This window comes from Methanoregula sp. UBA64, assembly GCF_002502735.1.
Taxonomy (GTDB): Archaea; Halobacteriota; Methanomicrobia; order Methanomicrobiales; family Methanospirillaceae; genus Methanoregula.
Genome location: NZ_DAQC01000001.1, coordinates 992,230 through 1,018,232, shown reverse-complemented (window position 1 = coordinate 1,018,232; position 26,003 = coordinate 992,230). Strand labels below are relative to the sequence as shown.

Below are 26,003 nucleotides of genomic sequence, written 5' to 3'. Positions count from 1 at the left end.
CCCGGGCCGGGCTGCCGCGAGGTTAATAAGAGCCCGGCGAGATAGGTACGTTAGTTCATGCGGCCCGCAGGTTTTCTCTCGATCATCCGCCCGGCAAATGCGGTTGTTGCCGGCCTTGCCGCCATTGTCGCGTATCTTATTGCCACCGGCACGCTCGTGCCCGGCGTCCTCCTGCTCCTTCTCGTCGTCACCCTGATCACCGCGGCAGGAAACGTGATCAATGATTATTACGATGCAGAGATCGACCGGATCAACCGCCCCGAACGCCCCATCCCTTCGGGAGCAGTCAGCCGGAATGCTGCCCTTATCTATGCCGGTATCCTGTTCTGCGCCGGTGTCTTCCTTGCCGGTTTTACTTCGGAGATCTGCTTTGCGCTCGCCCTCGTCAACTCACTTCTCCTCGTCCTCTATGCGGCCTGGCTCAAGAGCACCCCGTTTTTCGGGAACGCCGCGGTATCGTACCTCTCGGCGAGTATCTTCCTCTTCGGCGGGGCGTTTGCCGGGTGGACCGGTTTTCTTCACATGCTCCCGGTTGCCGCCATCACCTTCCTTGCCATGCTCTCTAGGGAGATCTTAAAGGATGCCGAGGACATGGAAGGGGACCGGGCCGGCGGGGCCGATACCCTGCCGCTCCGGATAGGGGTAAAAAAGTCCGCCCTCCTCGCGTTTGTCTTTGCCATTGCAGCGGTTGCGGCGAGCGCTGTCCCGTATGCCTGGTGGGGCCCCGGGTACCTTCTCGGGATCGCCATCGTCGACCTCGTCATCCTTGCGGCAGCGGCCCGGGCGCTCCCGTGCAGTGACCCTGCTGCCTTAAAGGCAACGGGATCGACCGGCCTCCTCAAGTACGGGATGTTTGCCTCGCTGGTCATCTTTACCCTGTCAGCCCTTTTCCTGTAAGTAAAAAAAGATCGGTAACAAGAAAGTTTATCGCCATAGCCATGTCTCATCTATTTTGGGAATTATGGCAGGCGTCATCCAAAACGGCAGCACGTATTATGCCCCGAAAGGAGCGTATTACGAAGGCAATGTCAGGATCGACGGCGATTTTATCGTGCCTCCCCGGACCCATTTCTGGGGACGGCTTGTGGTCACCGGCCGTCTTGAACTGGGCATGAAATCGAGTGTTGCCCTGGATGTTGAATGTGGCAGCGCGATCGTCGGGAGCCATGCCCGGATTAAGGGGCCGCTTGTTGCGGCAGGCGATGTTACCCTCCTCGACCACTGCGTGGTCTACGAGGTAAAGGCCGGGGGAAACGTCATGATCCGGCCCGATGTCCATGTCGGGGACGTGACCAGCGAACAGACCATCACGGTCCACGGCAGGATAAAAAGCGGGAAATTAACCGGCAAGAGTATGAAGGTTCTCGGGAACTGATGCCGGGTCGAGGCCGAGCACTGCGACCTCGTACACATCCTGCCAGTTCACGAGCGTTTCCACGCATCCCTCTTTTATGGTCACCACGCCCATGGCGACAAGCCCGATCTTGTCGGCCATGTCGATGCCCTCTTTTACCTCGGTCAGGCAGCCGACGCCGATGATGGCTTTGGGGTGGTATTTTTTCACCATGCGCTTGATAAACGAGGAGCCGGGGATGACAAAGACCCGGTAGCCCATCTTCTCCAGGAGGACCGTTGCTTCCCCGACCGTGCACTGCCCGCAGTTCACGCATTTGAGGCCTTCGGGCGTGAGGTGGGCCGGGCACTTTGCCGAGCGCAGGCACTGGGGGAAGAAGACCGCCCGTTCGGAAAGGGGGATGTCGGAGAATGCAGCGGCGTTCATCGTGTTATGGATCTTGATGATGAACGTGAGCATGTCCCGGTCCTCGAGCCCGAGGAGCCGGAAGAATGCCTTCATGTTACCTTCGAGCAGCACCATGCCGGCCCGGATCAGGCGGGGGAAGTAGAGCTTGCCTTTCTTTATGGAATAAAGCGAGATAACGACGAGGATAAAGGAGACGAGCAGCGCCCCGAGAAAGATAAGGATTGCCGCTTCTCCGATGATATAGACAAGGCTGTGCCAGGGTGTCAGGTCAAGTTCCATGGGTACTACCGGTCCGCAGGTAAATTTCAGGGTCTCGTGTTTCTGGCGATAAGTTCGTTTATGTCAAAGGGCGGGATGACCACGCCCTGTTCGGTGATGATCGCCCGCACGAGGTTCATGGGGGTTGCATCGAAGGCATAGTTCCTGACCGGGACGCCGTCGGGAAGCAGGGTGCGGTTCCCGACAACCGCTATCTCCTCGCGGCCCCGCTCTTCGATGACTACGTCCTTTTCCAGCCGTGTTGCATCGAAGGTCGAGATCGGGGCTGCGACAAAGAAGGGAATGCCGTGATAGTGTGCGCAGACAGCGTGCATATACGTGCCGATCTTGTTGAATACCGCGTCCTTGGTGATCCGGTCTGCCCCGACGATCACTGCATCGATGGTGCCGGTACGCATGATGTGGGCCGCCATCGAGTCGGTGACGACCGTAACGTCGATCCCGTCCCGGGCAAGCTCCCATGCGGTGAGCCGGGCGCCCTGGAGGAGCGGCCGGGTCTCGCAGGCGATCACTTTTACCTTTTTCCCCTCGGCAACGGCCGAGCGGATCACGCCGAGCGCCGTTCCCCAGGTCGAGCAGGCGAGCGCTCCCGCATTGCAGTGGGTGAGTACGGTACACTCGTCCGGCAGGAGGCCGGCCCCGAAGCCGCCGATCGCGTGGCAGCAGCGGGTATCGTCAGCTGCGATTGCCTTTGCTTCGGCAAGGGCTGCGGCTTTTGCCTCCGAAACGCCCGAAGCGGCCTGCACCCGGGCAAGCACCCGGTCAACGCCCCAGCTCAGGTTCACCGCGGTAGGCCGGCTCTCGCGGATCCTGAGGGCATCTTTGGTGACCTTCTTTACAAACGCGGGATAGGAGGACTCCGGGCAGTTTGCCGCAGCAAGGGCAACGCCGTACCCCCCGGCAACGCCGAGCGCCGGCGCTCCCCGGACTTCGAGCCGCTTTACCGCGGTAACGAGCCGGTCCACGCTTGTACAGCGGACGATTGCGTACTTCTCCGGGAGCAGGGTCTCGTCGATGAACCGGACACCGCCGAGCTCGTCGTCCCACCAGAGGGTTGCGATCTCCTTCATACGGACCGCGCCCGTACCGCTGTTTTTTTGGTATCCACAAATGCCCGCATTGCAGCGGACTCTCCCGAGGCAACGCTGTCGGGAATATCCTTTGGCGCAACCGCGGTACCGGCGATGTAGATCCCGGGCCGCACCGTGCCCGTGGTGTCCAGGGCATCGTGGGCCGAGCGGATAAAGCCGGTGTTCTCAAGCGGGATGCCGAGATTTTCGGCAAGACCGGCCGTTGCCGGCGAGGGCTCGATGCCCACCGAGAGGACCACGAGCTCCGGGCGGAGGGCCTGTACCTCGCCGGTCTCGGTGTTCTCCACGACAAATCTCATGCCCTTCCCGTCTGCCTGGACCTCGGGGGGCATACCCCGCAGGAACTTCACGCCCACGGACTTTGCCCGCTCGTAATACTCCTCGTAGCCCTTTCCGTAGGCGCGGACGTCCATGTAGAAGATGGTGACCTCGATCTCCGGGTGTTTCTCCCGGATGAGCATCGCGTTCTTCATCGCCTGCATACAGCAGACGCAGGAGCAGTAAGGCCGGTTCTGGGGCATGTCCCGGGAGCCTACGCACTGGATAAAGACAATGCTCTTGGGCTCCTTTCCGTTGCTCAGGCGCCGGAGCTGTCCCCCGGTCGGGCCGCTCGCATTGATCATCCGTTCGAGTTCCATGCTCGTAATAACGTCCGGGTTTTTGAGGTAGCCAAAGACCGGCTTCTTCTTTGCATCGAAGACCTCGTAGCCGGTCGCCACAATGATTGCCGCAGCGCTGACGGTCATCTCGCGCCCGGCATCCTCGTGGAGGATCGCCTGCGGGCCGCAGGCATCGTAGCAGAGCCCGCACTCGATGCAGTGCTCCGCATCCTTTACCACCCGGTCGGGGACTACCTGCGGGTGGGGCTTGTAGATGGCCTTCCTGACCCCGACCCCGGCATCGAACCGGTTGTAGACTTCCACGGGACAGATCTGCACGCAGTCACCGCAGCCGGTGCAGGTCTCCATATCGATATAGCGGGGGTGCGCGAGGATGGTGACGGTAAAGTGCCCGGGTTTTCCCGTGACTGCCTTTACTTCGGAAAGGGTATGGATGCGGATAAAGGGGTGCCTCTGGATCTCCACCATCTTCGGGGAGAGGATGCACATCGAGCAGTCGTTTGTGGGAAATGTCTTGTCGAGCTGGGCCATGTGGCCGCCGATCGTCGGCTCCTTTTCCACGAGGTGAACGGTCACCCCGTGGTTTGCAAGGTCAAGCGCTGCCTGGATCCCGGCAACACCGGCGCCGATGACAACAACCTCACGCATGGGTGTATTCCCCGGCAAGCTTCACATAGGATGCTGCGTTTTCCAGGATATGCTGGCGCTGGGCCGGCGTTGTCTGCTTGATCGCTTTGCCCGGGACGCCGAGCACGACCGAGCCGGGCGGGATCTGCATGCCCTCGGTGACAACCGCCCCGGCGCCGATCAGGGAATCTTCACCCACAACGGCACCGTTGAGGACAATCGCGCCCATACCGACGAGCACCCGGTCCTTGATCGTGCACCCGTGGAGGATCGCCCCGTGGCCTACGGAGACATCGCACCCGAGCGTGGTCGGGAACCCGGCGCTCGTGTGGACTACGCAGTTGTCCTGGATATTCGAGCGGTCGCCGATTATGATCCGGTCCTTGTCGGCCCGGATGACTGCCCCAAACCAGATCCCGACATCAGATCCCACCGTGACCTTCCCCACCATGGTCGCATTGGGGGCGCACCAGAGCGGGGTCCCTGCAATCTTCCCATCCATACCCATAATACCATAGGAACTTAAGGTACAGACAGTATGAAGGTTATGGTAGGGGGCACATTTGACCCGCTGCACGACGGCCACAAGCGCCTGCTCTCGCGCTCGTTTGCGCTTGCAGGCCCTGACGGCGAGGTCGTGATCGGGCTCACTAACGATGCCTTTGCGAGCCATAAGACCCATCCCATCCACCCGTTTGCCGAGCGCAAATCCGATCTTGAGCAGTACATTACCGGCACCATTACGGCCGCTGCTGCGGAAAAAAAGTATGCAACCCGGTGGGAGGTCGAACCCTTAAGCGACCGGTTCGGTTCGGCGCTCGATGCGGACTTCGATGCCATCGTCGTCTCCGAGGAGACGCTTCCCGTTGCTGTCGAGATCAACAAGATGCGGCGGGCAAAGAACCTGCGCAAGGTGGATATCCACCAGATCACCTGCGTGCTTGCCGAGGACGGCCGCTGGATCTCTTCAACCCGTATCTGGCGCGGGGAGATCGATACCCACGGACATTTGATCCGTACGCAGGACTAAACAAGCACACTGCAGCGGTAAACGTCAGGAAAAAAGAAAAAACGCCGGTTATATGATATAACTGGTGATGTCTTTTGAGATCACCGAGTCGCAGTACAGGCAGCGCAGGCCCTTGCCGCCCGGGAGCACGGCAAACCGGCTCTTGATCGGCTCGTTTGTCCGGGTGATACAGCCGGGGTTCGGGCACCGCACGCTCCCGACAATCATGGTCGGGACCTCAACCCCCTCTTTCTCGCAGACCTTGAAGTTCCGGATGATGTTGATCGTTGCGTTCGGGGAGATGAGCGCGATCCGGTCTACCTCTTCCTTTAAGAGTTCCCGGTTGGAGATCTTCACGATATCCTTTTTCCCCTTGTTCTTGCTCGGGACATTCGTGGCAATCGAGAGGGATTCAAGGGTCGTTCCCGCGATCCCGAGGATCTTTACCACGTTTAGTGCCTCCCCGGCGTCGATGTGGTCGATCACGGTGCCGTTCTTGATCCTCCGGATTAAGAGGCCTTCTCCTATCTCCTCCCCGGTATCGGCGGGTGCTGCGATGTGCTTCATTTCATCACGTCCAGGAGCATTGCCATTCTGACCGGCACCCCGTTCTTGGACTGCTCGAAGTATTTTGCATGGGGGGTTGCATCAAGCCGCGGGTCGATCTCGTCCACCCGCGGGAGCGGGTGCAGGACAATTAAGTGCTTCTTTGCCCTCGCGAGCAGTTCGGGAGTGATCCGGTAGCTGGAGGCCACGTTGAAGTACGAGGCCGGGTCGGGGAACCGTTCGCGCTGGACCCGGGTCACGTACAGGACATCGAGGTCGTTTACCACCTCTTCCAGGGTCTCGTGCACAACAATCTCCATCCCCTGTTCGGTCAGGTTGTTTACAAGGCCCGGCGGGAGTTCGAGACCCGGGGGAGAGACCGTGTGGAGCCGGACTCCATACAGGGAGAGCGCAGAGGCAAGCGAGTGGGCGGTCCGCCCGTACCGCAGGTCGCCGACAAGCGCCACATCGATCCCGTCGATCTTCATCGACTGGCGGATCGTGTACAGGTCGAGGAGCGTCTGGGATGGGTGCTGGCCGGCACCGTCCCCGGCGTTAATCACCGGCACCGTGGCAAACTCAGCCGCGAGCCGGGCTGCGCCCTCTTTCGGGTGCCGGATCACGATCGCGTCCGCGTACCCGCTCACCACCCGGACCGTGTCGGCGAGCGTCTCGCCCTTTGCCATTGAGCAGGCCTCGACACTGCTCACCGAGATGGACGATCCGCCGAGGCGTGCCATGGCGGATTCAAAGGACATCCGTGTCCGGGTGCTTGGTTCAAAAAAGAGGACGGCAAGGATTTTGCCGTCAAGGGCGTTTTTGTCGTACTTGTTCTTCCCGATCTGTACCGCATGATCCAGCAGCCGATCGATCGCGCTGCGGTCAAAATCCCCGATGGAAATGATATGGTGCGTATACAACCCCTCCGGCGCGTGCGCTGGATGAGAGGTATGCCGCAAAACCTAATGTACCTATCCTTCTCTTCGGGTGGTAATCCGGATAAAAGCAGGGCGCTGGTAGCGGGAACGGGGAGGTCTTATCCTGGGGTATGGGGTGAATTGGAGGAGGCCTGATGGTAATATGAGAGGGTGGTATCATCCTTCCCTTGCTCCCCGTTCCGTTACGCCTGGCCCCTTCTGCCTGCGAGGGGCCGCTGTCGTGTGAGGTGACTGGATCTGCCAGAAAGAACCGGCCGGTTCAGGGAAACACGAGGCCCGGTTCTTTCTGGCGATTTTTTGTGGTAACGATCAGGAAGGCCCCTACAAACTCCCTAAAAGGGGTATTCCCGATGGATTCCTGTGAGGACCTTGTCGTCCCCTGCTGCTCGTGCGTGTCCAGGATCTCTCCTGGCATGATCATGATGTTGGGAGGGGGGTGATATAAGGGGCCCGAAGATGGAAAAAAACCCGGCGGTTTTTTCCATTCCGGGCGATTCCCCCCCGACAGGTGTCTTACCCGTCCCGGGTGCCGCCCCCCTCATTTCAGCCTCATGAACATATCCGAATCTTTTTCTTCCGGTAGTACCACCCTACCGGCAATGATGTACCCTGACCGGGAGACCTTTGGGCGGATTGTGGCTGATGAGCCCGGCCTGTCCGCCGCAGGTCGCGGGACGCTGCTTGCCCTGTATGACGGCCCGCTCAAGATCCCCCAGATCCTCGTGCGGGTCAATGCCGCCGGGCAAAAGGAGCACGCCATCTCGGAGTCGGCATTGCGCAAGCGCCTCGAAGTCCTGATTGGTATGGGGATCGTTGCCCGGGCGGGAAACGAGCGCACCAACCCCTACTATTTCATCCGCCGGTCATGGCTCTTCAACCGCTACGTCCTGGTCCGGTGCCGGGGAAACCCGGCCGGCGGGCTCCTTGACCTCAAGATCCTCCTTGGCGAGATCTCGCGCACGGGCGGGGAAGGAAAACCCGAGGGCGTCCAGCCCCGGGTGATCTCGGCTATCGGCGAACGCACGGAGCGGGGCCATGAGGTCGAGAAGGCCTACAGTACGTTTTCCGCCCTGCTCGGGAACCCGGGGGCTATTGGCGACTACCTGGAAGGGATCTACGACGATATCTTTACCGGGAAGGTGCCGGCAAGCGATATCGATGGGTCGCTTGCCCGGGACTTCCTCCGGTTCGTGGCAACCGCGCCCCCTGAAGAGCACGAGGCCCGGTTCTTCTTCTGGTACGCGCAGTTCTTCCAGGTACTCGACCTGTACGATGCAGCGGAGGCGACCTTTGAGCACGGGATCGGCCTTGCCCGCAGGCAGAACCTCGATCTTGCCACGATCCTTGCCGCGGCCCGGATCTCGAAAGGAAGCGTACTCCTCCATAAGAACGATCTTACCGGTGCAAAGGAGGCGTATCTTCTTGACGCACGGAGGGCCGGCGCCCCGGCGTTTACGCAGGCACGAAACCTGCTCGGCGCTGCGGAAGTGGAGCTGATCTGCGGAGCTGTTGCCCCCGGGCTTGCCCCGGCCCGGCTTACGCTTGCCGCAAAAATGGCTGCCGAGGCCGATCCTGGGCACCGCGACCCGGATTGTGAGGAGGTCCGGGCGGATATCTGGCGGAGGACCGGGACGGTCTTTCGGCTCACCGGCGAACTTGACCGGGCCCGCGAGAGCTACCAGGCAGCAGAAGCAATCTACGAGGACGGGATGTTCTGGGGCCGGGTGCGCCTGCTCCCGGAGCTTGCGGAACTGATGCGGGCGTACGCATTTGCCGCTCCCGATGCTGCGGCTGCCGACCCGTACCTTGCCCGGGCATCCGGCCTGTACGAGGAGGCAAAGGCCGCGGCGCAGCGTATCCGGAGCATCAGCTGGTTTGCCCATACGCTTGTCGGGGAGTGCGAGCTTGCCCGGATCGCCTGCCAGAAGTTTGGCCGGCCGCTGCCAAAGGATATCGATGCAAAGTACAGCAGTGCATTCTCGATCTACTGCCAGATCGGCTCCAAATGGGGGATGGCGCAGTGCTTTATCTCGGAATCGCTGCTCTACCTTGCCATGGCCGATCTCTACCCGGACAAGTATGCGGATACCTCAGACAAGCTGGCCCTTGCAGAGACCTATGCAAAAGAGCTCGGCCTTACTGCCGAACTTGCGCTGATAAAGAGGATCAAGGGGCACACCAGTCCCGCAGCGGAACTCAACCCGCTCACGTTCCTGTAAGAAAAACCCATCTTCTTTTCTTTTGCCGTTCCCTTACAGGAAGGCCGGGGCGACAGGGCCGCACCAGACCGTGACCGCAACAAGGAGGAGGATACCTGCGATATGGATGGAGAGGGGGATCTTCTGCATTGCCTGCGTCACATTCCTGGTTGCGGTCGTTGTTGCGGTCATGGTCATGCGTGCACCTGTTTGGAGGATTGATCAATGCTGGATCCGGATGCGGTATAAAGCGCAAAGAAGTTGGAAAAAAAGGGACGGGAATTTTCCCGGGCCCGGATATTTTTCCTGCCGCGAAAAGAAAAAACCGGAATTTTTTTGGCCGCGAAAAATTTTACCGGCCCGGACGATCCGGATATTTTTCCAAAAAATCCGGATCCCCAAAAATTCCACGCCGAAGAAAAATTTGGCCAGTCAGATGTACATCCGATTATCGGATAACTATCCGATAATCGGCTTGCTAACTTACTCCTCTTTTTCGCGCGAAAAAGAAAATTACCGGATCATTGCCCGGCCGTGAACCTGATCTAGAGCGCTTCCAGTACGGTTTTGACCAGCGCGTTTGTAGCCGGATGGGATCCAAACCGGAATGTCATCTCCCCCTTTTCCGTGATCCGGTAGAACTTCTCCTTACGGTTCGTGCCCGGGACATCCATCTCCGCAAGGCCGTTTTTCACGAGTCCGGCCATAAAATCGGAAAACATCTGCTGGCTCAGCTCGTCCGCCGCCTTCCTCCCTTTCTTGTAGCTCGCGGCCGGGGGATCTTTTTTGGCCCGCCCCATCACGTAGAGCGGCCAGAGCTGATCGTAGAGATACTGCCGCTGGACATGGACAAACGCGGTGGCCTTCTTCTCGTTTTTGCCGTGCCTGATGAGCAGCGCGAGGATCGTCTGGTAGTTGGGGTTTGAAAGGAGGGCGACGGGTGACAGGTCCGGGAGCGGGACCGGGCGCATGACCTTCTCGTCAAACACTGCCCGTACCGTGCCGTTTACCCACGGGGCAAGGGCGAGGAGCGCCATGCCAAGCGCCGGCGACCCGCCAGCACAATCGAAGGTGTAGCGCGCCAGAGGATACTCCCGGCGGATCCGGGTGAGCACGTCCCGGGCTGAAGGGTAGGCAGGAGGGGAGATCACCTCATCGTGAAACGGGATGCCAAGGGCAGTTGACGTGTTCTTTGATGCAGAGATCGCGTTCCTCTCCGCCAGTCTCCCCTTTTCGATCACGGGATCCGCATGCTTGTAAAAGACGGCGGTATCGGTAAAAACGTACGCCCTGGTGATCCCGGGATAGTCCCGAAACGATGCGGTGAATACGGAAGGGAGATTTTCACCGGCGGCAATGATGTGGATGTGCCCCTGATATGGCATGTGTTGGGGTATGAAGGCGGGGGTTAAATGGTTGTTTGTCTGAAAAAAAGAGTCACCGTAAAGGCAACCCGGTTCACAGATAGACATATGTGGTCACGAGACAAGGTTTGACCGTCACAGGGACGAAAGAAAGAACCGGTTTTTCCGGTAACTGCCCGGGGCCAGAATCCTCCCTACAAAATAACCCGTGATGCGGCGTGATAGTCATCCCCGGTTACACGGTACACAACACCCGGGAGTACCTGCCGGGACTACGAACGGCTTTGCCGGAATACGAAACGAAAACACAAGGAAAACCAGAGGTTTTAGGAAATGTCACAACAGCTTGGCGGACAGCCCATTATTATTCTCAAAGAAGGAACAACACGGAATCGCGGCGAGGAAGCCCAGCACTCGAATATCATGGCCGCAAAGGCGATAGCAAACGCGGTCCGGACCACCCTTGGCCCCCGGGGCATGGACAAGATGCTTGTCGGTTCGACCGGGGATATTGTCATCACCAACGACGGTGCCACCATCTTAAGTGAGATCTCGGTAAAGCACCCCGGCGGAAAGATGATCGTCGAAATCGCAAACACGCAGGACGACGAGGTCGGGGACGGGACCACGACTGCCGTTGTCATTGCCGGCGCCTTAATGGAACAGGCAGAAAAACTGCTCGAAACGGGGATCCACCCGACCGTTATCTCCCAGGGCTACCGTCTTGGTATGGACAAGGCCCTCCAGATCACGGACGCCCTTTCCTTTAAGGTCGACCCGACCGACCGGAAGACGCTCCTTAAGATCGCCGACACCGCAATCACGGGAAAATCGATCGAATCGGTCAAGACCAAACTCGACGGGATCATCGTGGACGCGGTCATGATCATTGCAAAAAAGACCGACGGGAAATACGTGGCCGATGAAGACGACGTAATGATCAAGAAGCAGAAGGGAAAGTCCATGGACGATTCCGAGCTCATCCGCGGGATTGTCCTTGACAAGACGCGGGTAAACGACGCCATGCCAAAGAAGGTTGCCGGGGCAAAGGTTGCTCTTGTTGCGTCCGCGATGGAGATCACAAAAACCCAGTCGAAGGCCAAGATCAAGATCACGAGCGCCGATCAGATCTCCGCGTTCTCAAAACAGGAGCAGGAGACGTTTAAGAAACTGGCCGATGCCATCATCAGCGCCGGCGCAAATGTGGTGCTCTGCCAGAAGGGGATTGCCGATGCGGTTCAGTTCTACCTGGCAAAGCACGGCGTGTTTGCGATCGAGGATGTCCCGGAAAAGGATCTCAAGTACGCGGCACGCGCGCTCTCGGGAAACATCGTGAACAAGGCAGAAGATCTGACGGCAAAGGATCTGGGGAACGCCGCGACCGTGGAAGAGGACAATGACATGGCGATCACCCGGATATCCGGGTGCAAGAATCCCAAAACCGTCAGTATTCTCATCCGGGGCACGAGCGACTACCTTCTCGACGAGCTGGAACGTGCGGTTGTCGATGGCACCCGCGTGGTTATGGATGCAATCGAGGACGGTACGTATGTGGTCGGCGGCGGTGCAGTGGAGACCGAGCTTTTGATGAAGATCCGCGATTACGCTGCTACCGTCGGAGGAAGGGTCCAGCTGGCAATCGAGGGGTATGCCACGGCCTTTGAGATCATCCCCCGGACGCTTGCGGAAAACTCGGGGTACAACTCCATCGACAAGCTTGTCGCCCTCAAGAACGCCCATGCGAAGGGACAAAAGACCGCCGGCCTCAATGTCTACACCGGCGAGGTTATCGATATGAAGGCCGAAGGCGTCCTCGAACCGCTCCGGTCAAAACGCCAGTCCATCAAGAGTGCTTCCGAGACCGCGATCATGCTCACCCGTATCGATGACATGATGATCACGCAGTCTAAAGCCTGAAGAGATCCCGGGCAGGGGATAATTCAGGTATCATTTTATCCCGTATTTTTTCATGATCTCTTTTTCCGGGAATCCTTCCGATCATGATAGTTCCGCTTTCGCAACACTGATTATCTGAGAATCTTATATTCTAAGTTGTGAGTGCATATGTCTGACACGACTCTTGTCAAGGTCTCATCAAAGGGACTCGTCACCCTCCCCAAGAAGATCCGGACGGATCTTGATATCCATGACGGGGATTACCTGACCATTTCCTCAGATAAGGACAGGATCATCTTCCGGAAAGCAAAGATCGAGGTCGATTACGAGAACCCTGACGATGCATGGAAGGATTACGCGAAGAACAGGTTGGCGCATGACTGATCCGGCACAGGGTGCCGTTGTCCTTGTGGATTTTTCCTATTCCAACCAGATCCAGTCCAAGGTACGCCCGGCGCTTGTGGTGAGCAATTCCCGGTACAACCGGATCTCCCGCGATGTGATTGTCGTAAAAATCACCACGAAGAAACCAAAGATGATGGCGGCCAGCCTGACTAACGAGGATCTCAGGGAAGGAGCACTGGATCATCCCAGTTTTGTGCAGGCTGACGGGATCTATGCCTTGGAGAAAGAACTGATCTGCGATACCATCAGTATCGTCAGGCCGGAAAAGATGAGGGAGATCCGGGGGCTGATCTGCGAACTGGTTGGTCCGGATGATGAGTGAAATTTCATGGGCTATTTTGAAATTGCTAACATTGTGAGGGCTCCCCTCCTCAGGGCACCCTTTTGGGCGGCGGCCGGCATCACACCATCTTAAAAAAAAGGATGAACTTACTTCCTTGCTATCGTGATATACCCCGAGTGGCTCACGCTTGTCGACGGCCGGGTCCCCCGCTTTGACCGGGTCATCTCCCGTTCGATGAGCTCGTGGGTGTGGACCTCGGGGAAGCGTGCCTGCGCTGCATCGACCACGATCGCCATCTGTTCCAGAAACGGCGTGTAGCAGGCCATGTATCCCCCGGCCCGGAGGTGGTCGTATGCGAAGGCCACATGTGCCGTCTCGATCTGCAAATCAAGGTGGATCACGTCATAGATGCCTTCCGCGGCAAGTACATCGGCGGCAACGGCTTCCACGTTGTCGAGCTTTGCCTCTTTGATGTTCTTTGCGGCGAGCGCCGAGAACTCAGGCCTGACCTCGTATGTCTTCACGTGCGCCGCGATCCCGCCAAAGTAGATCGCCGCAACGCCGCTTCCCGTCCCTGCGTCGAGCACCTCGTCGTTCTTGTTCATACCGGTGAACGCGATTACAAGGCCGATATCCTTGGGGAGCATCGGGGCTCCCGAGCGCTTGCCGTGCACGAAAAAGTCGGTAGGTCGCGGGATACGGAGCACGAACTCCTGGCCCATATGGGTGGTAAAAACATCGCCCGGCGCTGCCCCGACCAGGGGTTCAAGGTCGAGCTGGCCTTTGTCGGTCGAAAGCTTTCCCGGGCCGGCGCGGACAAAAAATTCCCGGCCTGCGCCAACCAAAAGGACCCGGTCCCCGGTCTCGATCATGGGGAAGAGAGTTTCACGATCGCTTCGGCAATGTCGCCCTTGGTAGCAACAAGCGCTTCCTTTGCCTTCTCTCTTGAGACCTGCGCCTGTTCGGCGACCATGGCAACGTCCTCGTCGGGGATCTCAACCGCCGCTTCCTCGAAGCGGGGATTACCCGTGACCTGGTAGGTGGTCGTCCCCTGCATGGTCATCGCCGTCACTTCGGCAGCATCGAAGATCCAGTTCCCCTTCGGGGTCTTTATCACGATACTCTGGACGTCTTCAATCGGCTCGACCTGCATGCCGAGCTTCTTCATCATCGCCTTCATCTGGCGCGGATTGATATTTCCCGGAAGCATTTTTCGCACTCCCCTGCCGTACTCTTACGGCTCCACCGTAATTAAATGCGAGCATTTCCGTGCCCGAAAGGAGTGCAATCCCGCAGGCAATGAGCCGGTCTCCCTCCGCGACCACGAGAACCTCGTCCCCCGCGCGGATCTGCGGGTCGGCAGCGACCACGTGTTTTGCAAACGCATTCTTGCCCTGCGCCACGAACTCCGCCACGTCCTCGCGGATCACGACCCGGCAGCCCGGGGCGGGGATGGCGGCAAGAAGCCTCTTTGCACCCTCGATCCCGACCGTAAGCCGGCCGTCCGAGGCGCGGACCGTTGCGAGCCGGACGCTGTTATAGAGGATCTGCCGGATCCTCCCGGTCGTTGAAAGCACGAATTCGCAGCCGTCGGGAAAGAGCGCAGTGCCGCACCCGCTCCCGAACTGGTAATCAGCGATCGCCTGCACCCTTGCCGTTGAACTGTTCTCCGAGTATCCTGTTGACACGGTTGACAAACTCCTGTTCTGCGGTTTTCGGGATAAATGCTCCGGCTGCAATCTTGTGGCCCCCGCCGCTGCCGCCGTACTCTGCCGAGGCTTCGCTGACTGCCTGCTGGAGGTCGACCCCGCGGGCGATCACGCGCTCGGTCGTCCTCATCGAGACTTTTAAGAGGTTCTTGTCCTCGGGCACCTCGCAGAGAATGAGGATGGGCTTCTCCGCATTGAGCTTGGAGAGGGCCATCCCCGCCCCGATCCCGACGATCGTATCCGGGTATTTTCCCCCGACATCGATATACTGGACGTTTTCGAGCTCACGAACACCGGTCTCGATAATATATTCGAGGAGGTTGCGGATAATTGCCCGGTGGTTCCCGAGCATGTGTTCCGCATCCCGGTAGGCCTGCCCCCGGTCGCCTTTGAGGATCGCGCTCCCGACCGCGGGCTTTGTCCACCGGCCGCAGGCATTGAGGACCGTTGCATACTCCTGCGCATTCCTGAGCGGGGTCCGCGGGATCTCGTCCGGGAACCGGTAAGTCTCCGCAAGGAGCCGGTCCACGCTCTCCCCGTTTGCAATCAGCTGCTCGGCAAGCGCCGAGATGATCGTGCGCCGGTCGTCGTCGGAGAGCTCCTCCCAGACATACCAGCGCCCGTCCGGGGTCTGCTGGCGGATCCCGAGTTTCTTTAAGAACTGCTTGGCCCCTTCGGGGTTGTTGCTGATCCCCTTCACGAACGGGTCGTCGTTATACGCAAGCGAGAGGTAGACCGGGCGGGTTGCGGTGCCGTAGCAGTTGAGGTCCTTTTTACAGACCTTCACCGACTTGTGCTTTACCCCGTCCTCGACAATCAGTTCCCGGGCCGGGCCCACAAGCCCGCAGGTCTCCCGGGCCATCATGTCCCCGACGTTCCCGATCACCGCGATCTTGGCAAGGTCGATGTTTGCCGAATCGAGCTCCTTTGCGATGAGGTACGAGACCCCGGCAGCGCTCATCTTCTCGTAGCCATAGGGCAGGCAGTTCACCTGCGGGTAGGTAATCTCGCCGGGCTGGCTGACGTGGTGGTCGACGATCAGGACGTCCTTTTCCGTCAGTCCCTTTGCCGCAAGGAGATTCTGCTGGCCGGCGCCGAGATCGGAAAAAATCTTGAACGAGGCGTCGTCCGGCACCTGCGGCATGGTGAGCGGTTCGAGCTGGCGGACAAAAACGGACCTGACTGGGATACCCTGCCGGGCGACTGCCTGCGAGAGGATCGCTTCGCAGGAGATACCGTCTGCATCGATATGTGAGATGATGGTTATCTCGTGCGCAGCCGTGATCTTTTCGGCTGCTGCCTTCACATCATCAGTAAAACCCATTGTCTATATTTATGGAGTTCTTAATTGATGAAGTGTAGTACCATGGAGCCCGACCTGTTACCCTGTGCCCTTGCATATGCAGAGACCGGCATCGTTACCCCGGAACGGATGCGGGCAGTCGATGCCAATGCGCAGGCACTCGGCGTATCCGGGCTCCAGCTCATGGAGAGCGCAGGCCGGGCGCTTGCCGGGACCGTGCTCTCGTACAACCCCAAAACCGTGCTTGTCCTGTGCGGGAGAGGGAACAATGGCGGCGACGGGATGGCAGCGGCCCGGTACCTCCAGCGGGGGGTGGACACCACGGTCTGCTATCTCGATCGCGGTGAGCGCAGCCCGTCCTGTGCCCGAGAGCTCGCTGCCCTGAAGGGTGCCCGGGTCACGCTCCGGCCGTTTGTCTCTACCGACGACCTGCGCACCCTTGCCCCTTATTTCGGGAAGGCGGATGTGATTGTCGATGCCCTGCTCGGGACCGGCACGGCGGGGGCGCTCCGGGAACCCCTTGCGACCTGCATTGCGATGGCAAACGGCTCGCCGGCAACAATCGTGGCGGCAGACCTCCCCTCTCCCGGGATGCGGGCCGACCGGATCTGTGCCTTCCACCGGCCCAAAGTTCAGGGTTCGGAGGTTATCGACATCGGTATTCCTCTCGAAGCGGAGATCTGCACCGGGCCCGGTGACCTCACCCTCATCCCCGCACGGAAGCACACCCGGCACAAGGGCGACGGCGGTTCGGTGCTGGTCATCGGCGGCGGGCCGTACCAGGGCGCACCGTACCTTGCCGGCCTCGGGGCGCTCCGGGCAGGGGCGGATATCGTCCGGATAGCATCGCCGGTTTTCGAACCGGTGCCTGACCTCATCTACGAACGGCTCCCCGGCGACCGGATTACAGAAGAGCATACGGAACGGCTCATTGCCCTTGCAGAAACGGCAGATGCGGTTATCTGCGGGAACGGCCTCGGGGCGGAGAGCCACGCAGTCACTGGTGCCGTAGCCCCGCACTGCAGGAAGGCGGTCTTCGATGCCGATGCCCTCCGGTTCCCGCTCGTAAGGGCCGCAAAAGAGACCGTGTATACGCCGCACGCGGGCGAGTTTGCCCGGATCGCTCCCGGTAACCCGCTTCCCGCGGATGCAGCCGATGCCTGCGGCAGGGCAAAAGCGGCACGGGCGGCAGCAGGGGAAGCGGGCGCGACCATCCTCCTCAAGGGGCCGGTGGACGTGATAACGGACGGTGCCCGGGTCAGGTTCAACCGGACCGGCGACCCGGCCATGAGCGTTGGCGGAACCGGGGACGTGCTCGCCGGGGTGACCGGGGCCCTCCTCTGCCACCTGCCGGCATTCGAGGCGGCGTGCATTGCCGCGTATGTCACCGGCAGGGCCGGGGAGCGCGTGGCACAAGAGAAAGGCGCGGGGATGCTTGCCTCCGATCTCGTGCATCGCATTCCCGAAGAATTGTACAGGAGAGATCCCTGATGGTGGAGTTTACCCATATTTCCGATGGCAAAGCACAGATGGTGGATATCAGCGCGAAAAAAGACGTGGTGCGCGAGGCGGTGGCAACGGGGAGGATCTACCTGCGCCCCGCAACCCTTGCGGCCATCCGCGAGGGAACGGTGGTAAAGGGGAACGTGCTTGCCACGGCACGGGTTGCCGCCACGCTGGCGGTCAAGGACACCCCCCGGCTCATCCCGATGTGCCACACGATCCTGCTCGGGGCAATCACCGTGGATTTCGCGGAAGGCGACGGGTATATCGAGGCGACCGTTACCACCAAATCGACCGGGAAGACCGGGGTGGAGATGGAGGCCCTGACCGGCGTCTCGGTGGCGCTCCTCACGGTATGGGACATGGTCAAGTCCGCGGAAAAGGACGAACACGGCCAGTACCCGGTCACCCGGATCGAAGGGATCCACGTCGTGGAGAAAAAGAAGGGGGAGTGATTTTCAGAGAATGGGGACGCTCCCGGGGCTTCGCCCCTCCGCTTGGCACCCCCATGACGATTCTTTACGCGCAAAACGCCTCGCCGGGTTTTGCGCTATACGTTACCTCATGTTGAGCGGTGCAGGTAATTGAGCCGCCGCGGGGGCTTCCTGCCGGGTGCGACGGCAGGTATCTTTTTTTCAGGGATAACTTTGGGATATCCCCCCCCACTATACTTTCAAAAACTATTTGCTGATCCAATCAGATTATCCCTTGTCAGTATGGCGGATCCAGTTTGTCCTTTCCGAAAAAATGCGTCGGTAACTGCTATAGTATCCCTCTTGATAATTCTTGCCGGAAGCGTGCTTGTTGCGGGATGTACAACGGATCCTGTTCCGGAAAACATGACGGTGACTACCACGGTCCCAATTAATACCTCCTTGTCAGTTGTTACTCTGACGCCCCAGTCAAAGGTATTGTACACGACAACGATTGCGCAACAGAACAGCAGTCACCCGGAACGAATCATGATGGATTCCGATGTATATAATCAGGGAGAGATCATCGAGTTCTACCTGGTAAACGACGGCAAGGATACCGTTTCGTGCATTGGCGATTTCACGGAATGCCGGATCTTTCTCTGGATGAACGAGAGTTATTGGGAAGAACTGCCCCGGCCTGTTAATGCGTATTCCCCACCACAACCTACACAGCTCTGCAGCGTCTCAAATCGGGAACCCTCCTATATGGGGGCCGGCCAAAGAACCCCGGTATTTCATCTAATCACCACGGAATGGGTCCCGGGAAGATACCGGATCCAGTCCGATTGCCTGAATGCATCCCGGGAATTTATTCTTAATAATGTCCCCCACGGGAAAGGCGGAACCGTAACCCTGTCGTAATGGTGACGTGGTTAATGGGTCATTATTGCCGGTTATAAGTGTCCATGAATGGAATGAATCCGTCCCCTCCCTTTATTACCTCCTCCATCCAATTCTATAGAACCGCGGGATTCGTCCCGTTAAAAGGAATGTAGCCTGTTACAGGCCGAACCTTGAGGTGTTATAACACATGGTAAAATCGATGTATGCGTATGTCAGGGACGCATGGGCGAGACCTGACAAGTCCGAAGTAAAAGCAATGCTCTGGGACCGGATGCAGGAGTGGCGCCGCGAAGGCAGCGTTACCCGTCTTGAGCACCCGACCCGTATCGACCGCGCCCGCTCGCTTGGCTACAAGGCAAAGCAGGGTATTGCGGTTGTCCGTGTCCAGGTCCGCCGCGGCGGGCGCCGGGTATCCCGGTATGTCCGGGCACGCCGGTCCGCACGCATGGGCAAGAACAAGAGCACCCCAGGTAAGAGCATCCAGCGGATTGCCGAGGAACGCGCATCCCGCCGGTACCCGAACATGGAAGTCCTGAACTCCTACTGGGTCGGCCAGGATGGCAAGCTGAAATACTACGAAGTTATCCTCGTTGACGGCCACCACCCCTCGATCCAGAGCGACAAGAACCTCGCATGGATGGCAAACCCGACCCACCGCGGCCGTGCCGAGCGCGGCAAGACCTCCGCTGGCAGGAAGGGCCGTGGCATGAGGACCAAGGGTAAGGGTACCGAGAAGACCCGCCCGAGCATCCGCTCCAACGCCAACCAGGGCAAATAATCTTATCTTTTTTTATGGCAATGGTATCTCCATGAAGATCACCGATGCCTGTGTTGTTCCATATCCGCTTGGTGACTCATCGGTCCGCCGGATGGCACTCGAGGCGCGCTCGCTTGGCTTTGACAGCATCGTTGTCCCTGACGCACCAGCCCAGACGATCTGCGGCGTTGACGTGATCCCCGGGGTTTACCTTTCCGGCCTTCCCGCAAAAGACGTCCAGAACAAGGCAAAGCGCTGCCGTGGCACCGGGGCAATGCTCTCCGTGCAGGCCGGGGACAACGGGTTTATCCGGACTGTTGCAAATACCCGGGGCGTCCATGTCCTGCGGGGCATCTATGCCGCTGACAAGCATGCGTTCGACCACGTGGCAGCAAAGATCGCGGCCGACAACAACACGGCCGTCGACATCGATCTTGCACCGGTCATCTTCGGCCGCGGGCACCAGCGGCAGAAAGCAATCCACCGGTACCTTGACGTGATGGTGCTCGAACGCCGGTTCGAGTTCCCGCTCACGATCTCCTCGTCCGCCCGTTCCGTGCTCGGGATGCGTGCGGTCCGTGAGGTAGCCGGCCTCTGTTCTCTCTTTGGTATGGACGAGACCGGCGTCCAGGCCGCGCTTGCCGGTGTCGCCCGGGTGATGGCACCCGAAGTAGGTGCGGTAACGGTGATCTGACCATGGCAGTCCGACCGCCCACGCTCCGGGAGAAACGCCGGTATGTGCTTGCCCGGATCGATCCCGAAGGAACCCCTGTGGATCCAAAAGACCTCTACTATGCAGTATACGAGGCGGTCGTCTCGCTCTTTGGCGATCTTGTTGCCGCGGCAATGCAGCCCTCGGTCATTGCGATCGAGAGCGGATGCGCCCTCCTGCGCTGCCGGCGGGGGTCCGAGCGGGAACTGATGATCGCGCTCTCGACCCTCGTTGCCTGCCGCGAAGCGCCTGTTGCCCTCAGGATCCTTGCGGTATCGGGGACATTAGAGTCCCTCCGGGACCGGATCGCAGCATTTCAGGAAAAGAGGGATGTGAAGCAGGCCCCGGCTGCCGGGGAATCCGCGGGGCAGGCCGGTTCCCCTGCGGAGGAGCCTCCCCTTCCTGTCACGGAGTACCGGTTCGGGACCACCCCGGTCGAAATCGTGGCAGGCCGCGGTCATAAGGTTGATGTAATAGAAAAGGGATTTAAAAATACACGCCGATTGTATCTGGCAACAGAAGATCTGGAGATTTTGCATGCAACCACAATACCAGATGGGATATGACCGGGCAATCACTGTTTTTTCACCGGACGGCAGGCTGTACCAGGTGGAATACGCCCGCGAAGCAGTAAAACGCGGTACTACCGCGGTAGGTATCAAGGCACAGGACGGGATCGTCCTCATCGTTGACAAGCGCGTCAGCTCAAAACTGCTCGAAGCGTCCTCGATCGAGAAGATCTTCAAGATCGACGATCATATCGGCGTCGCTTCCTCGGGACTGGTGGGCGATGCACGTGCCCTTGTCGACCGTGCACGGGTCGAATGCCAGATCAACCGGGTCTCCTACGACGAGCAGATCGAGGTCGAGGCGCTCGCAAAGAAACTCTGCGATCACATGCAGACGCTCACCCAGTACGGCGGGATCCGCCCGTACGGTACGGCGCTTCTGATTGCGGGTGTCAGCGATGGCGAGTGCAGGCTCTTCGAGACCGACCCCTCCGGCACGCTCCTTGAGTACAAGGCAACCGGTATCGGGATCGGCAGGCCGGCGGCGATGAAGGTCTTCGAGGAAGAATACAATCCTGACCTTACCATCAGCGATGCGATCTCCCTTGGCCTCAAGGCCCTGCACTCTGCAACCGAGGGCAAGTTCGACGCCACGACCGTCGAGATAGGTATCGTCGGAAAAGGCGATGCGACATTCAGGAAGATGCCAAAGGAAGAGGTTGCATCGTACGTTGAGAAATTCAAGCAGTGACCGGGTATGATCTCCTTAGAGAACGCCGTGGTGGCAAGGCTTGAAAGTTACGGGGAGAAGTTCGAGATCCTCGTGGATCCCCACCTTGCAGCCCGGGTACGGCAGGGCGAGGCCCTCAACATCGAGGACGTAGTCGCGGCCCTCGATATCTTCGGGAACTCGTCGCGCGGCACCCGCGCTTCGGAAGAGTCTCTCATCAAGGTCTTCCACACCACCGATTTTACCACGGTAGCAAAGAAGATCATCGAGAAAGGGGAGATTCATCTCACTGCCGACCAGCGCAAACAGATGACCGAGGAGAAGCGCCGGCAGGTCATCACCTTTATCGCACGGAACTCGATCAACCCCCAGACCGGCCACCCGCACCCGCCGCAGCGGATCGAACTGGCCATGGAGGAAGCAAGGGTCAACATCGACCCCTTTAAGCACGTTGACGAGCAGGTAAAAGAGACCGTCAAGGCGCTGCGCCCCATCCTCCCGATACGCTTCGAGGAACTCCGGCTCGCTATCCGGATCCCTCCCGACTTTGCTGCGCGGGCCTATGGGGACATTGCATCGGCAAGCACGATGGAAAAAGACGAGTGGCAGAAGGACGGGTCCTGGGTCTGCGTGGTCCGGATCCCGGCCGGCATCCAGGGCGAGTTCTACGATCTGGTCAACAAGCTCTCCAAAGGCGAGGGCCAGGTCAAGATCCTCAATCAAGTATATTAGTTGCGACGACAAATATAGCAAGACAATTTGGTGGATAGTTCATCATGGCAAGCTCTGAAAAATCAGCAAAGGGAAAAGTCACCGGAAGTGCCGGTCGTTTCGGCTGCAGGTACGGACGCTTTGTTCGGAAAAGAGTCGCAGAGATGGAGAAGATCTCGCGTGCATCCCACCGCTGCCCGAAGTGCGACAACATCTCGGTCCAGCGCAAGGGAACCGGGATCTGGGAGTGCCGGAAGTGCGGCTACAAGTTCGCCGGAGGCGCCTACCAGCCCGAGACCCCGACCCTCCGTGTTGCGCTCCGTGCCATCGACCGCACCAACACTGCGGTAGTTGAGTCGGCAGCTGCCGCACAGAAGAGGGCGCAGTAAGCGCGATTGGGTTTATCGTCTATGGCAAGTACCTACAAGTGCGCCCGGTGTAAACAGAAGGTGGAGATCGACGTCAACGTCCGCTGCCCCTACTGTGGCCACCGCATCCTCTTTAAGGAACGCGGCGCAGCGATAAAAGAGCTCAAGGCCAGGTAATTGTTGCCGGGGAGATTCCCGGCCGTTCATTTTTATATCCCTGTTTTCCTACGTAGTGTAACGAAGTGACCGTTCCTGTGTTTCACCATACCGCCGAGTTCCGGTTCACCACGCCCCATGCCGGGCAGATCTACCGCTCGCTCCTTCCCGAGCTTGCCGAAGAGGTCAGTCCCCGTACGGCAACCCGCTGCCGGATCGACGGGGAGACGCTGGTCCTTACCGTGGAAGCTGAGGATCTCGCGGCGCTGCGTGCGGCGCTCAACATGTTCCTCCGCCTCGTAAACGTGGCTGACGAGATGCAGGATATTGCCTGATCGATAGGGGCAGTTTTCCCGCAGGTTTGAGCGGGCAGGAACGCATTCGGAATCATTTTTATCGATAGCAGGCGAATCCAGATACGGAAGACGAGATCATGCAGAACATTTCCCCGAAAGTCCAGAACCAGTTTGCCATGCTCCAGCAGGTCCAGCAGCAGCTCCAGACGATCCTCCAGCAGAAGACCCAGTACGAGATGGCCGTGCGCGAGGCCAAGCGTGCCCAGGAAGAGATCGCGGACGCAACCGAAGACACGCCCATGTACATGAGCATCGGGACGATCATGGTCCAGAAAAAGAAGGACTACGTGAACGCGAAACTCACCGAGAAGGTCGAGACCCTTGAACTCCGGGTCAAGTCCTTAGAGAAACAGGAAAAGATGCTGCAGGGGAAGTTCGAGCAACTCCAGACCCAGATCAAATCCGCACTCGAGGGCAAGAGCGCCCCGAATGCCGCATAACTTTTTTTATATCTTCCCGAATCCGGCACGCCGGCAGTCCCCTTTCACGTCTATCCCCCAGAGCTCCCGCTGGTTACTTCATCAGATCCGGTAAAAAAGGGAGAGATTAATCCCTGCTCGTGAGGTTGATCGCGTTCACGAGTGCATCGACCGAGGCAAGGACAATGTCGTCCCCGCTCCCGCTCGCATCGTACACGTGGCCGTGTTCGTCCTCGACGGCGATGGTGACGTGGCACATGGCATCCGAGCCGCCGCTGATCGCCTCGATGTTGAACTCGGTGAGCTGGATCCGGGACGGGATGATCCCGACGATTGCCTTTAAGGCGGCATCGACCGGGCCGTTTCCCACGCTCGAATAGACGTGCTCAGCGCCATTCACCTGTGCCCGGACGCTTGCGGTCGGGATGGCATGGTTGCCGGTCATGATCGCAATGTCTTCGAGCTGAAGCATCTTTTTGCCGGCCGGGATACCCATGACGCTCTCGGCAATCTCGTACAGGTCGGCCTCGGTGACGCGCTTGCCCTTGCTTGCGATCGCCTTGACCTTCTCGACAATGATGTCGAGCTGGGTGTCGTCGGGCTGGATGTGGGCGTCGGTGAGCATCTGCCGGACCGCGTGCCGGCCGACGTGCTTTCCCAGCGTCAGCCTGCGGCGGTGGCCCACCATCTCCGGGGTCATGATGCCCGGCTCGAACGTCTCGGAGCACTTTAAGACACCCTGCGTGTGGATGCCGCTCTCGTGCGAGAAGACGTTCTCTCCGACCACCGGCTGGATGGGCGGGATGGCAAGCCCCGAGAACCGGGAGATGAGGCGCGAGGTCTCCACGAGCCGCTCTTTTTTGATCCCGGTGTGGATCCCGTAGATCGACTCCATGATCATCACGGTCTGGGCGAGATCGGCATTACCGGCCCGTTCCCCGAGACCGTTTACGGTCACCTGCACCTGCGAGGCACCGGCTTCGACTGCGGCGATCGTGTTTGCGACCGCGAGGCCGAAGTCATTGTGGCAGTGGACGTCGAGCGGGCATTTTACCTCGCGGGCGAGCCGGCCCATGAGCGTCTTCATCCCCGAGGGCGAGATGACCCCGACCGTGTCCGGAATGTTGATGATCGTGGCGCCGGCTTCCGCTGCTGTCTGGCAGACCTTAACGAGATAATCGTGGTCCGTCCGGGTCGCGTCCATCGGCGAGAACATGCACTTGTCCACGTGGGCGCGGACATGGCGGATGATCTCGCCGGTAATATCGAGCACCTGTTCGCGGGTCTTGTTGATGGTGTTCTCCCGCTGGATGTCCGAGGTCGGGATGAACACGTGGATCATGTCCACGTCGCAGTCGATGCAGGCATCGACGTCGGCCTTGACCGAGCGGGCCAGACCGCAGATGTTTGCGTCGAGTCCCAGGCGTTTGATCGCGGCAACGGTCTCCTTCTCGGGTGCGGACGATGCAGGGAACCCTGCCTCGATAGTGTGCACTCCGATGTCGGAAAGCTGACGGGCAATCTCGATCTTTTGTTCGAATGTGAAGGCAATCCCCGGGGTTTGCTCCCCGTCACGGAGTGTCGTATCAAAAACGGTCACGTCGTTCTTCGCACGGCTATCGGTGAAGAAAACGATCCCCCGCAAAATCCTTGCGAGTAGTCATACCATCCTTATGAGCAGGCACATTATATAAACAGTCGCTGCACCAGATTCGTTTCCCGTACTTTTCACGCCTTGGAATCCGCCCATCTTACGATATGTTTAATAGGAAACTACCCCTACATTATTAGGCAGAGTGCCCCGCCTTAACTCAGCCTGGTAGAGTGCGCGGCTGTAGTATGGTTTGCCGATGAACGGCAACTGCGCGGCTACCGCGATGTCCCCGGTCCGAATCCGGGAGGCGGGATAAACTGTACCCAATGCCCAGGTAGTGTAGCGGCCTATCATGATTGCCTGTCACGCAATCGACTCGGATTCGAATTCCGACCTGGGCGTCGCTTTGTTTTAGGGATTTTTTCCTGAAAATGGGAACATTATCGTTCGATGTTCTGATTTTTACCCTTGTGCGTAACGATGGCTCCCCGCCATGACGGCCCCTCGCGGGAGCGCCCCTCACTTCAGTTTACCCCGGAGAATACCAGATCGGGTCCCGGGGGTATCCCTCCATCAGCACAAGGCCGGCCCCCCGTTGTGTTACCCGGCCTACCCCCCACCTCCAAAAAAACCGGACACCCCCCTCCCCCCGGCCAAAATATTTTTGGGTAGGGGGGGTGCCCCCCCTGTGTTGTACAATCCTGGGGACTACCCCTCCCCTGTTCCAGTCTCAAAACCTGCATTTCGCGTGGAGTCTCCGGCGAGCAGGGGAGGGGACCCCTTCCCTCCGTTGGGAAGGGAGGGGGGTGGCGTGTCGCATGGAAGGGGTGGGGGTACCC

Annotated in this window: 34 protein-coding genes and 2 tRNA genes; 22 read left to right on the top strand and 14 right to left on the bottom strand. The window is 59.3% G+C overall.

All coding sequences use genetic code 11. From position 1 onward, the window contains the following. The first annotated feature begins 57 nt into the window (after positions 1 to 57). Both BP758_RS05005 and BP758_RS05000 read left to right on the top strand, forming a co-directional pair. On the top strand, positions 58 to 897 hold the full coding sequence (locus BP758_RS05005; RefSeq protein WP_292369321.1) for a geranylgeranylglycerol-phosphate geranylgeranyltransferase: 840 nt from the start codon (positions 58 to 60) through the stop codon (positions 895 to 897). A gap of 64 nt (positions 898 to 961) precedes the next feature. Continuing rightward, the gene (locus tag BP758_RS05000) at positions 962 to 1,375 is read left to right on the top strand and encodes a polymer-forming cytoskeletal protein (RefSeq protein ID WP_292369320.1); all 414 of its coding nucleotides are present in this window, start codon (positions 962 to 964) and stop codon (positions 1,373 to 1,375) included. Here the strand turns inward: BP758_RS05000 and BP758_RS04995 are convergent. Genes BP758_RS04995 through BP758_RS04980 form a run of 4 tightly spaced genes read right to left on the bottom strand, consistent with a single transcriptional unit; the run spans position 1,340 to position 4,881 of the window. Further along, on the bottom strand, positions 1,340 to 2,041 hold the full coding sequence (locus BP758_RS04995) for a DUF116 domain-containing protein (protein WP_292369318.1): 702 nt from the start codon (positions 2,039 to 2,041) through the stop codon (positions 1,340 to 1,342). The genes BP758_RS05000 and BP758_RS04995 overlap by 36 nt on opposite strands. A gap of 26 nt (positions 2,042 to 2,067) precedes the next feature. Further along, positions 2,068 to 3,111 carry an S-methyl-5-thioribose-1-phosphate isomerase gene (gene mtnA, locus BP758_RS04990; RefSeq protein ID WP_292369317.1) on the bottom strand — a complete coding sequence of 348 codons (1,044 nt, stop codon included), beginning with the start codon at positions 3,109 to 3,111 and terminating at the stop codon, positions 2,068 to 2,070. Further along, positions 3,108 to 4,400: a CoB--CoM heterodisulfide reductase iron-sulfur subunit A family protein gene (locus BP758_RS04985; protein WP_292369314.1), complete on the bottom strand. Its 1,293-nt coding sequence runs from the start codon at positions 4,398 to 4,400 to the stop codon at positions 3,108 to 3,110. The genes mtnA and BP758_RS04985 overlap by 4 nt, the downstream gene beginning before the upstream one ends. Continuing rightward, positions 4,393 to 4,881: a gamma carbonic anhydrase family protein gene (locus BP758_RS04980; RefSeq protein ID WP_292369312.1), complete on the bottom strand. Its 489-nt coding sequence runs from the start codon at positions 4,879 to 4,881 to the stop codon at positions 4,393 to 4,395. Before BP758_RS04980 ends, BP758_RS04985 begins: the two co-directional genes overlap by 8 nt. 36 nt (positions 4,882 to 4,917) lie before the next feature. Between BP758_RS04980 and BP758_RS04975 the strand changes: the two genes are divergently transcribed. Continuing rightward, positions 4,918 to 5,409: a phosphopantetheine adenylyltransferase gene (locus BP758_RS04975; protein ID WP_292369311.1), complete on the top strand. Its 492-nt coding sequence runs from the start codon at positions 4,918 to 4,920 to the stop codon at positions 5,407 to 5,409. A 48-nt stretch (positions 5,410 to 5,457) separates the two neighbouring features. Here BP758_RS04975 and pyrI read toward each other — a convergent pair whose 3' ends face one another. The 3 genes from pyrI to BP758_RS04960 form a co-directional block, all read right to left on the bottom strand. Further along, complete coding sequence (gene pyrI, locus BP758_RS04970; protein ID WP_292369309.1) at positions 5,458 to 5,955, bottom strand: aspartate carbamoyltransferase regulatory subunit; 498 nt, start codon at positions 5,953 to 5,955, stop codon at positions 5,458 to 5,460. Then, positions 5,952 to 6,854, bottom strand: coding sequence for an aspartate carbamoyltransferase (pyrB, locus tag BP758_RS04965; RefSeq protein ID WP_292369307.1), 903 nt, complete (start codon positions 6,852 to 6,854; stop codon positions 5,952 to 5,954). The genes pyrI and pyrB overlap by 4 nt, the downstream gene beginning before the upstream one ends. A 277-nt stretch (positions 6,855 to 7,131) precedes the next feature. Then, positions 7,132 to 7,287: a hypothetical protein gene (locus BP758_RS04960; RefSeq protein ID WP_292369306.1), complete on the bottom strand. Its 156-nt coding sequence runs from the start codon at positions 7,285 to 7,287 to the stop codon at positions 7,132 to 7,134. A gap of 184 nt (positions 7,288 to 7,471) precedes the next feature. Between BP758_RS04960 and BP758_RS04955 the strand changes: the two genes are divergently transcribed. After that, positions 7,472 to 9,091 carry a hypothetical protein gene (locus BP758_RS04955; protein ID WP_292369304.1) on the top strand — a complete coding sequence of 540 codons (1,620 nt, stop codon included), beginning with the start codon at positions 7,472 to 7,474 and terminating at the stop codon, positions 9,089 to 9,091. Between the two features lie 33 nt (positions 9,092 to 9,124). Here the strand turns inward: BP758_RS04955 and BP758_RS04950 are convergent, their stop codons facing one another. Beyond that, positions 9,125 to 9,268, bottom strand: coding sequence for a hypothetical protein (locus tag BP758_RS04950; RefSeq protein ID WP_292369302.1), 144 nt, complete (start codon positions 9,266 to 9,268; stop codon positions 9,125 to 9,127). Between BP758_RS04950 and BP758_RS04945 the strand changes: the two genes are divergently transcribed. Beyond that, positions 9,261 to 9,608, top strand: coding sequence for a hypothetical protein (locus BP758_RS04945; protein ID WP_292369300.1), 348 nt, complete (start codon positions 9,261 to 9,263; stop codon positions 9,606 to 9,608). The genes BP758_RS04950 and BP758_RS04945 overlap by 8 nt on opposite strands. A gap of 7 nt (positions 9,609 to 9,615) precedes the next feature. Here BP758_RS04945 and BP758_RS04940 read toward each other — a convergent pair whose 3' ends face one another. Beyond that, positions 9,616 to 10,455 carry a hypothetical protein gene (locus BP758_RS04940; RefSeq protein WP_292369298.1) on the bottom strand — a complete coding sequence of 280 codons (840 nt, stop codon included), beginning with the start codon at positions 10,453 to 10,455 and terminating at the stop codon, positions 9,616 to 9,618. Between the two features lie 312 nt (positions 10,456 to 10,767). Between BP758_RS04940 and thsA the strand changes: the two genes are divergently transcribed. From thsA to BP758_RS04925, 3 genes are all read left to right on the top strand, one after another. After that, a complete protein-coding gene (thsA, locus tag BP758_RS04935; RefSeq protein ID WP_292369296.1) occupies positions 10,768 to 12,351 on the top strand; it encodes a thermosome subunit alpha in 1,584 nt (527 codons plus the stop codon). A 147-nt stretch (positions 12,352 to 12,498) separates the two neighbouring features. After that, positions 12,499 to 12,714, top strand: a complete 216-nt coding sequence (locus BP758_RS04930; protein ID WP_292369294.1) for an AbrB/MazE/SpoVT family DNA-binding domain-containing protein — start codon at positions 12,499 to 12,501, stop codon at positions 12,712 to 12,714. After that, positions 12,707 to 13,057: a type II toxin-antitoxin system PemK/MazF family toxin gene (locus BP758_RS04925; RefSeq protein WP_292369292.1), complete on the top strand. Its 351-nt coding sequence runs from the start codon at positions 12,707 to 12,709 to the stop codon at positions 13,055 to 13,057. Before BP758_RS04930 ends, BP758_RS04925 begins: the two co-directional genes overlap by 8 nt. Before the next feature lie 107 nt (positions 13,058 to 13,164). Here the strand turns inward: BP758_RS04925 and BP758_RS04920 are convergent, their stop codons facing one another. Genes BP758_RS04920 through BP758_RS04905 form a run of 4 tightly spaced genes read right to left on the bottom strand, consistent with a single transcriptional unit; the run spans position 13,165 to position 16,051 of the window. Next, on the bottom strand, positions 13,165 to 13,890 hold the full coding sequence (locus tag BP758_RS04920) for a protein-L-isoaspartate carboxylmethyltransferase (RefSeq protein WP_292369290.1): 726 nt from the start codon (positions 13,888 to 13,890) through the stop codon (positions 13,165 to 13,167). After that, a complete protein-coding gene (locus BP758_RS04915; RefSeq protein ID WP_292369288.1) occupies positions 13,887 to 14,228 on the bottom strand; it encodes a nascent polypeptide-associated complex protein in 342 nt (113 codons plus the stop codon). The genes BP758_RS04920 and BP758_RS04915 overlap by 4 nt, the downstream gene beginning before the upstream one ends. After that, complete coding sequence (locus BP758_RS04910) at positions 14,152 to 14,706, bottom strand: PUA domain-containing protein (RefSeq protein ID WP_292369287.1); 555 nt, start codon at positions 14,704 to 14,706, stop codon at positions 14,152 to 14,154. The genes BP758_RS04915 and BP758_RS04910 overlap by 77 nt, the downstream gene beginning before the upstream one ends. Beyond that, a complete protein-coding gene (locus tag BP758_RS04905) occupies positions 14,651 to 16,051 on the bottom strand; it encodes a single-stranded-DNA-specific exonuclease RecJ (protein WP_292369285.1) in 1,401 nt (466 codons plus the stop codon). Before BP758_RS04905 ends, BP758_RS04910 begins: the two co-directional genes overlap by 56 nt. Positions 16,052 to 16,078: 27 nt before the next feature. On the opposite strand from BP758_RS04905, the gene BP758_RS04900 reads away from it, so the two are divergent. The 12 genes from BP758_RS04900 to BP758_RS04845 all read left to right on the top strand — a co-directional run bounded on the left by BP758_RS04900 (position 16,079) and on the right by BP758_RS04845 (position 23,591). Next, the gene (locus BP758_RS04900; RefSeq protein ID WP_292369283.1) at positions 16,079 to 17,521 is read left to right on the top strand and encodes an NAD(P)H-hydrate dehydratase; all 1,443 of its coding nucleotides are present in this window, start codon (positions 16,079 to 16,081) and stop codon (positions 17,519 to 17,521) included. After that, positions 17,521 to 17,988, top strand: a complete 468-nt coding sequence (gene moaC, locus BP758_RS04895; protein ID WP_292369281.1) for a cyclic pyranopterin monophosphate synthase MoaC — start codon at positions 17,521 to 17,523, stop codon at positions 17,986 to 17,988. Before BP758_RS04900 ends, moaC begins: the two co-directional genes overlap by 1 nt. Positions 17,989 to 18,408: 420 nt before the next feature. Then, positions 18,409 to 18,870 carry a hypothetical protein gene (locus BP758_RS04890; protein ID WP_292369280.1) on the top strand — a complete coding sequence of 154 codons (462 nt, stop codon included), beginning with the start codon at positions 18,409 to 18,411 and terminating at the stop codon, positions 18,868 to 18,870. A 169-nt stretch (positions 18,871 to 19,039) separates the two neighbouring features. Then, entirely contained in the window at positions 19,040 to 19,630 is a 591-nt protein-coding gene (locus tag BP758_RS04885) for a 50S ribosomal protein L15e (RefSeq protein WP_292369278.1), read from the top strand. 31 nt (positions 19,631 to 19,661) lie between these two features. After that, the gene (locus BP758_RS04880; RefSeq protein ID WP_292369275.1) at positions 19,662 to 20,303 is read left to right on the top strand and encodes an RNase P subunit p30 family protein; all 642 of its coding nucleotides are present in this window, start codon (positions 19,662 to 19,664) and stop codon (positions 20,301 to 20,303) included. 2 nt (positions 20,304 to 20,305) lie between these two features. Further along, complete coding sequence (locus tag BP758_RS04875; protein WP_292369273.1) at positions 20,306 to 20,887, top strand: Rpp14/Pop5 family protein; 582 nt, start codon at positions 20,306 to 20,308, stop codon at positions 20,885 to 20,887. After that, the gene (psmA, locus tag BP758_RS04870; protein WP_292369271.1) at positions 20,859 to 21,581 is read left to right on the top strand and encodes an archaeal proteasome endopeptidase complex subunit alpha; all 723 of its coding nucleotides are present in this window, start codon (positions 20,859 to 20,861) and stop codon (positions 21,579 to 21,581) included. The genes BP758_RS04875 and psmA overlap by 29 nt, the downstream gene beginning before the upstream one ends. A 6-nt stretch (positions 21,582 to 21,587) precedes the next feature. Next, entirely contained in the window at positions 21,588 to 22,292 is a 705-nt protein-coding gene (locus BP758_RS04865; protein ID WP_292369269.1) for a ribosome assembly factor SBDS, read from the top strand. 44 nt (positions 22,293 to 22,336) lie between these two features. Then, on the top strand, positions 22,337 to 22,660 hold the full coding sequence (locus BP758_RS04860) for a 50S ribosomal protein L37ae (RefSeq protein ID WP_292369266.1): 324 nt from the start codon (positions 22,337 to 22,339) through the stop codon (positions 22,658 to 22,660). A 21-nt stretch (positions 22,661 to 22,681) separates the two neighbouring features. Next, complete coding sequence (locus BP758_RS04855) at positions 22,682 to 22,816, top strand: DNA-directed RNA polymerase subunit P (RefSeq protein WP_012107386.1); 135 nt, start codon at positions 22,682 to 22,684, stop codon at positions 22,814 to 22,816. A 65-nt stretch (positions 22,817 to 22,881) separates the two neighbouring features. After that, positions 22,882 to 23,130 (top strand): KEOPS complex subunit Pcc1, encoded by a 249-nt coding sequence (locus BP758_RS04850; protein WP_292369264.1) that lies wholly within the window; start codon positions 22,882 to 22,884, stop codon positions 23,128 to 23,130. 98 nt (positions 23,131 to 23,228) lie between these two features. Next, on the top strand, positions 23,229 to 23,591 hold the full coding sequence (locus tag BP758_RS04845) for a prefoldin subunit beta (protein WP_292369261.1): 363 nt from the start codon (positions 23,229 to 23,231) through the stop codon (positions 23,589 to 23,591). Positions 23,592 to 23,697: 106 nt separating this feature from the next. Here the strand turns inward: BP758_RS04845 and BP758_RS04840 are convergent, their stop codons facing one another. After that, positions 23,698 to 25,215, bottom strand: coding sequence for a 2-isopropylmalate synthase (locus BP758_RS04840; RefSeq protein WP_292369259.1), 1,518 nt, complete (start codon positions 25,213 to 25,215; stop codon positions 23,698 to 23,700). A 155-nt stretch (positions 25,216 to 25,370) separates the two neighbouring features. On the opposite strand from BP758_RS04840, the gene BP758_RS04835 reads away from it, so the two are divergent. After that, positions 25,371 to 25,477: transfer RNA gene (locus BP758_RS04835), tRNA-Tyr, on the top strand. A gap of 15 nt (positions 25,478 to 25,492) precedes the next feature. After that, positions 25,493 to 25,565, top strand: a tRNA-Asp gene (locus tag BP758_RS04830). Positions 25,566 to 26,003 lie beyond the last annotated feature (438 nt).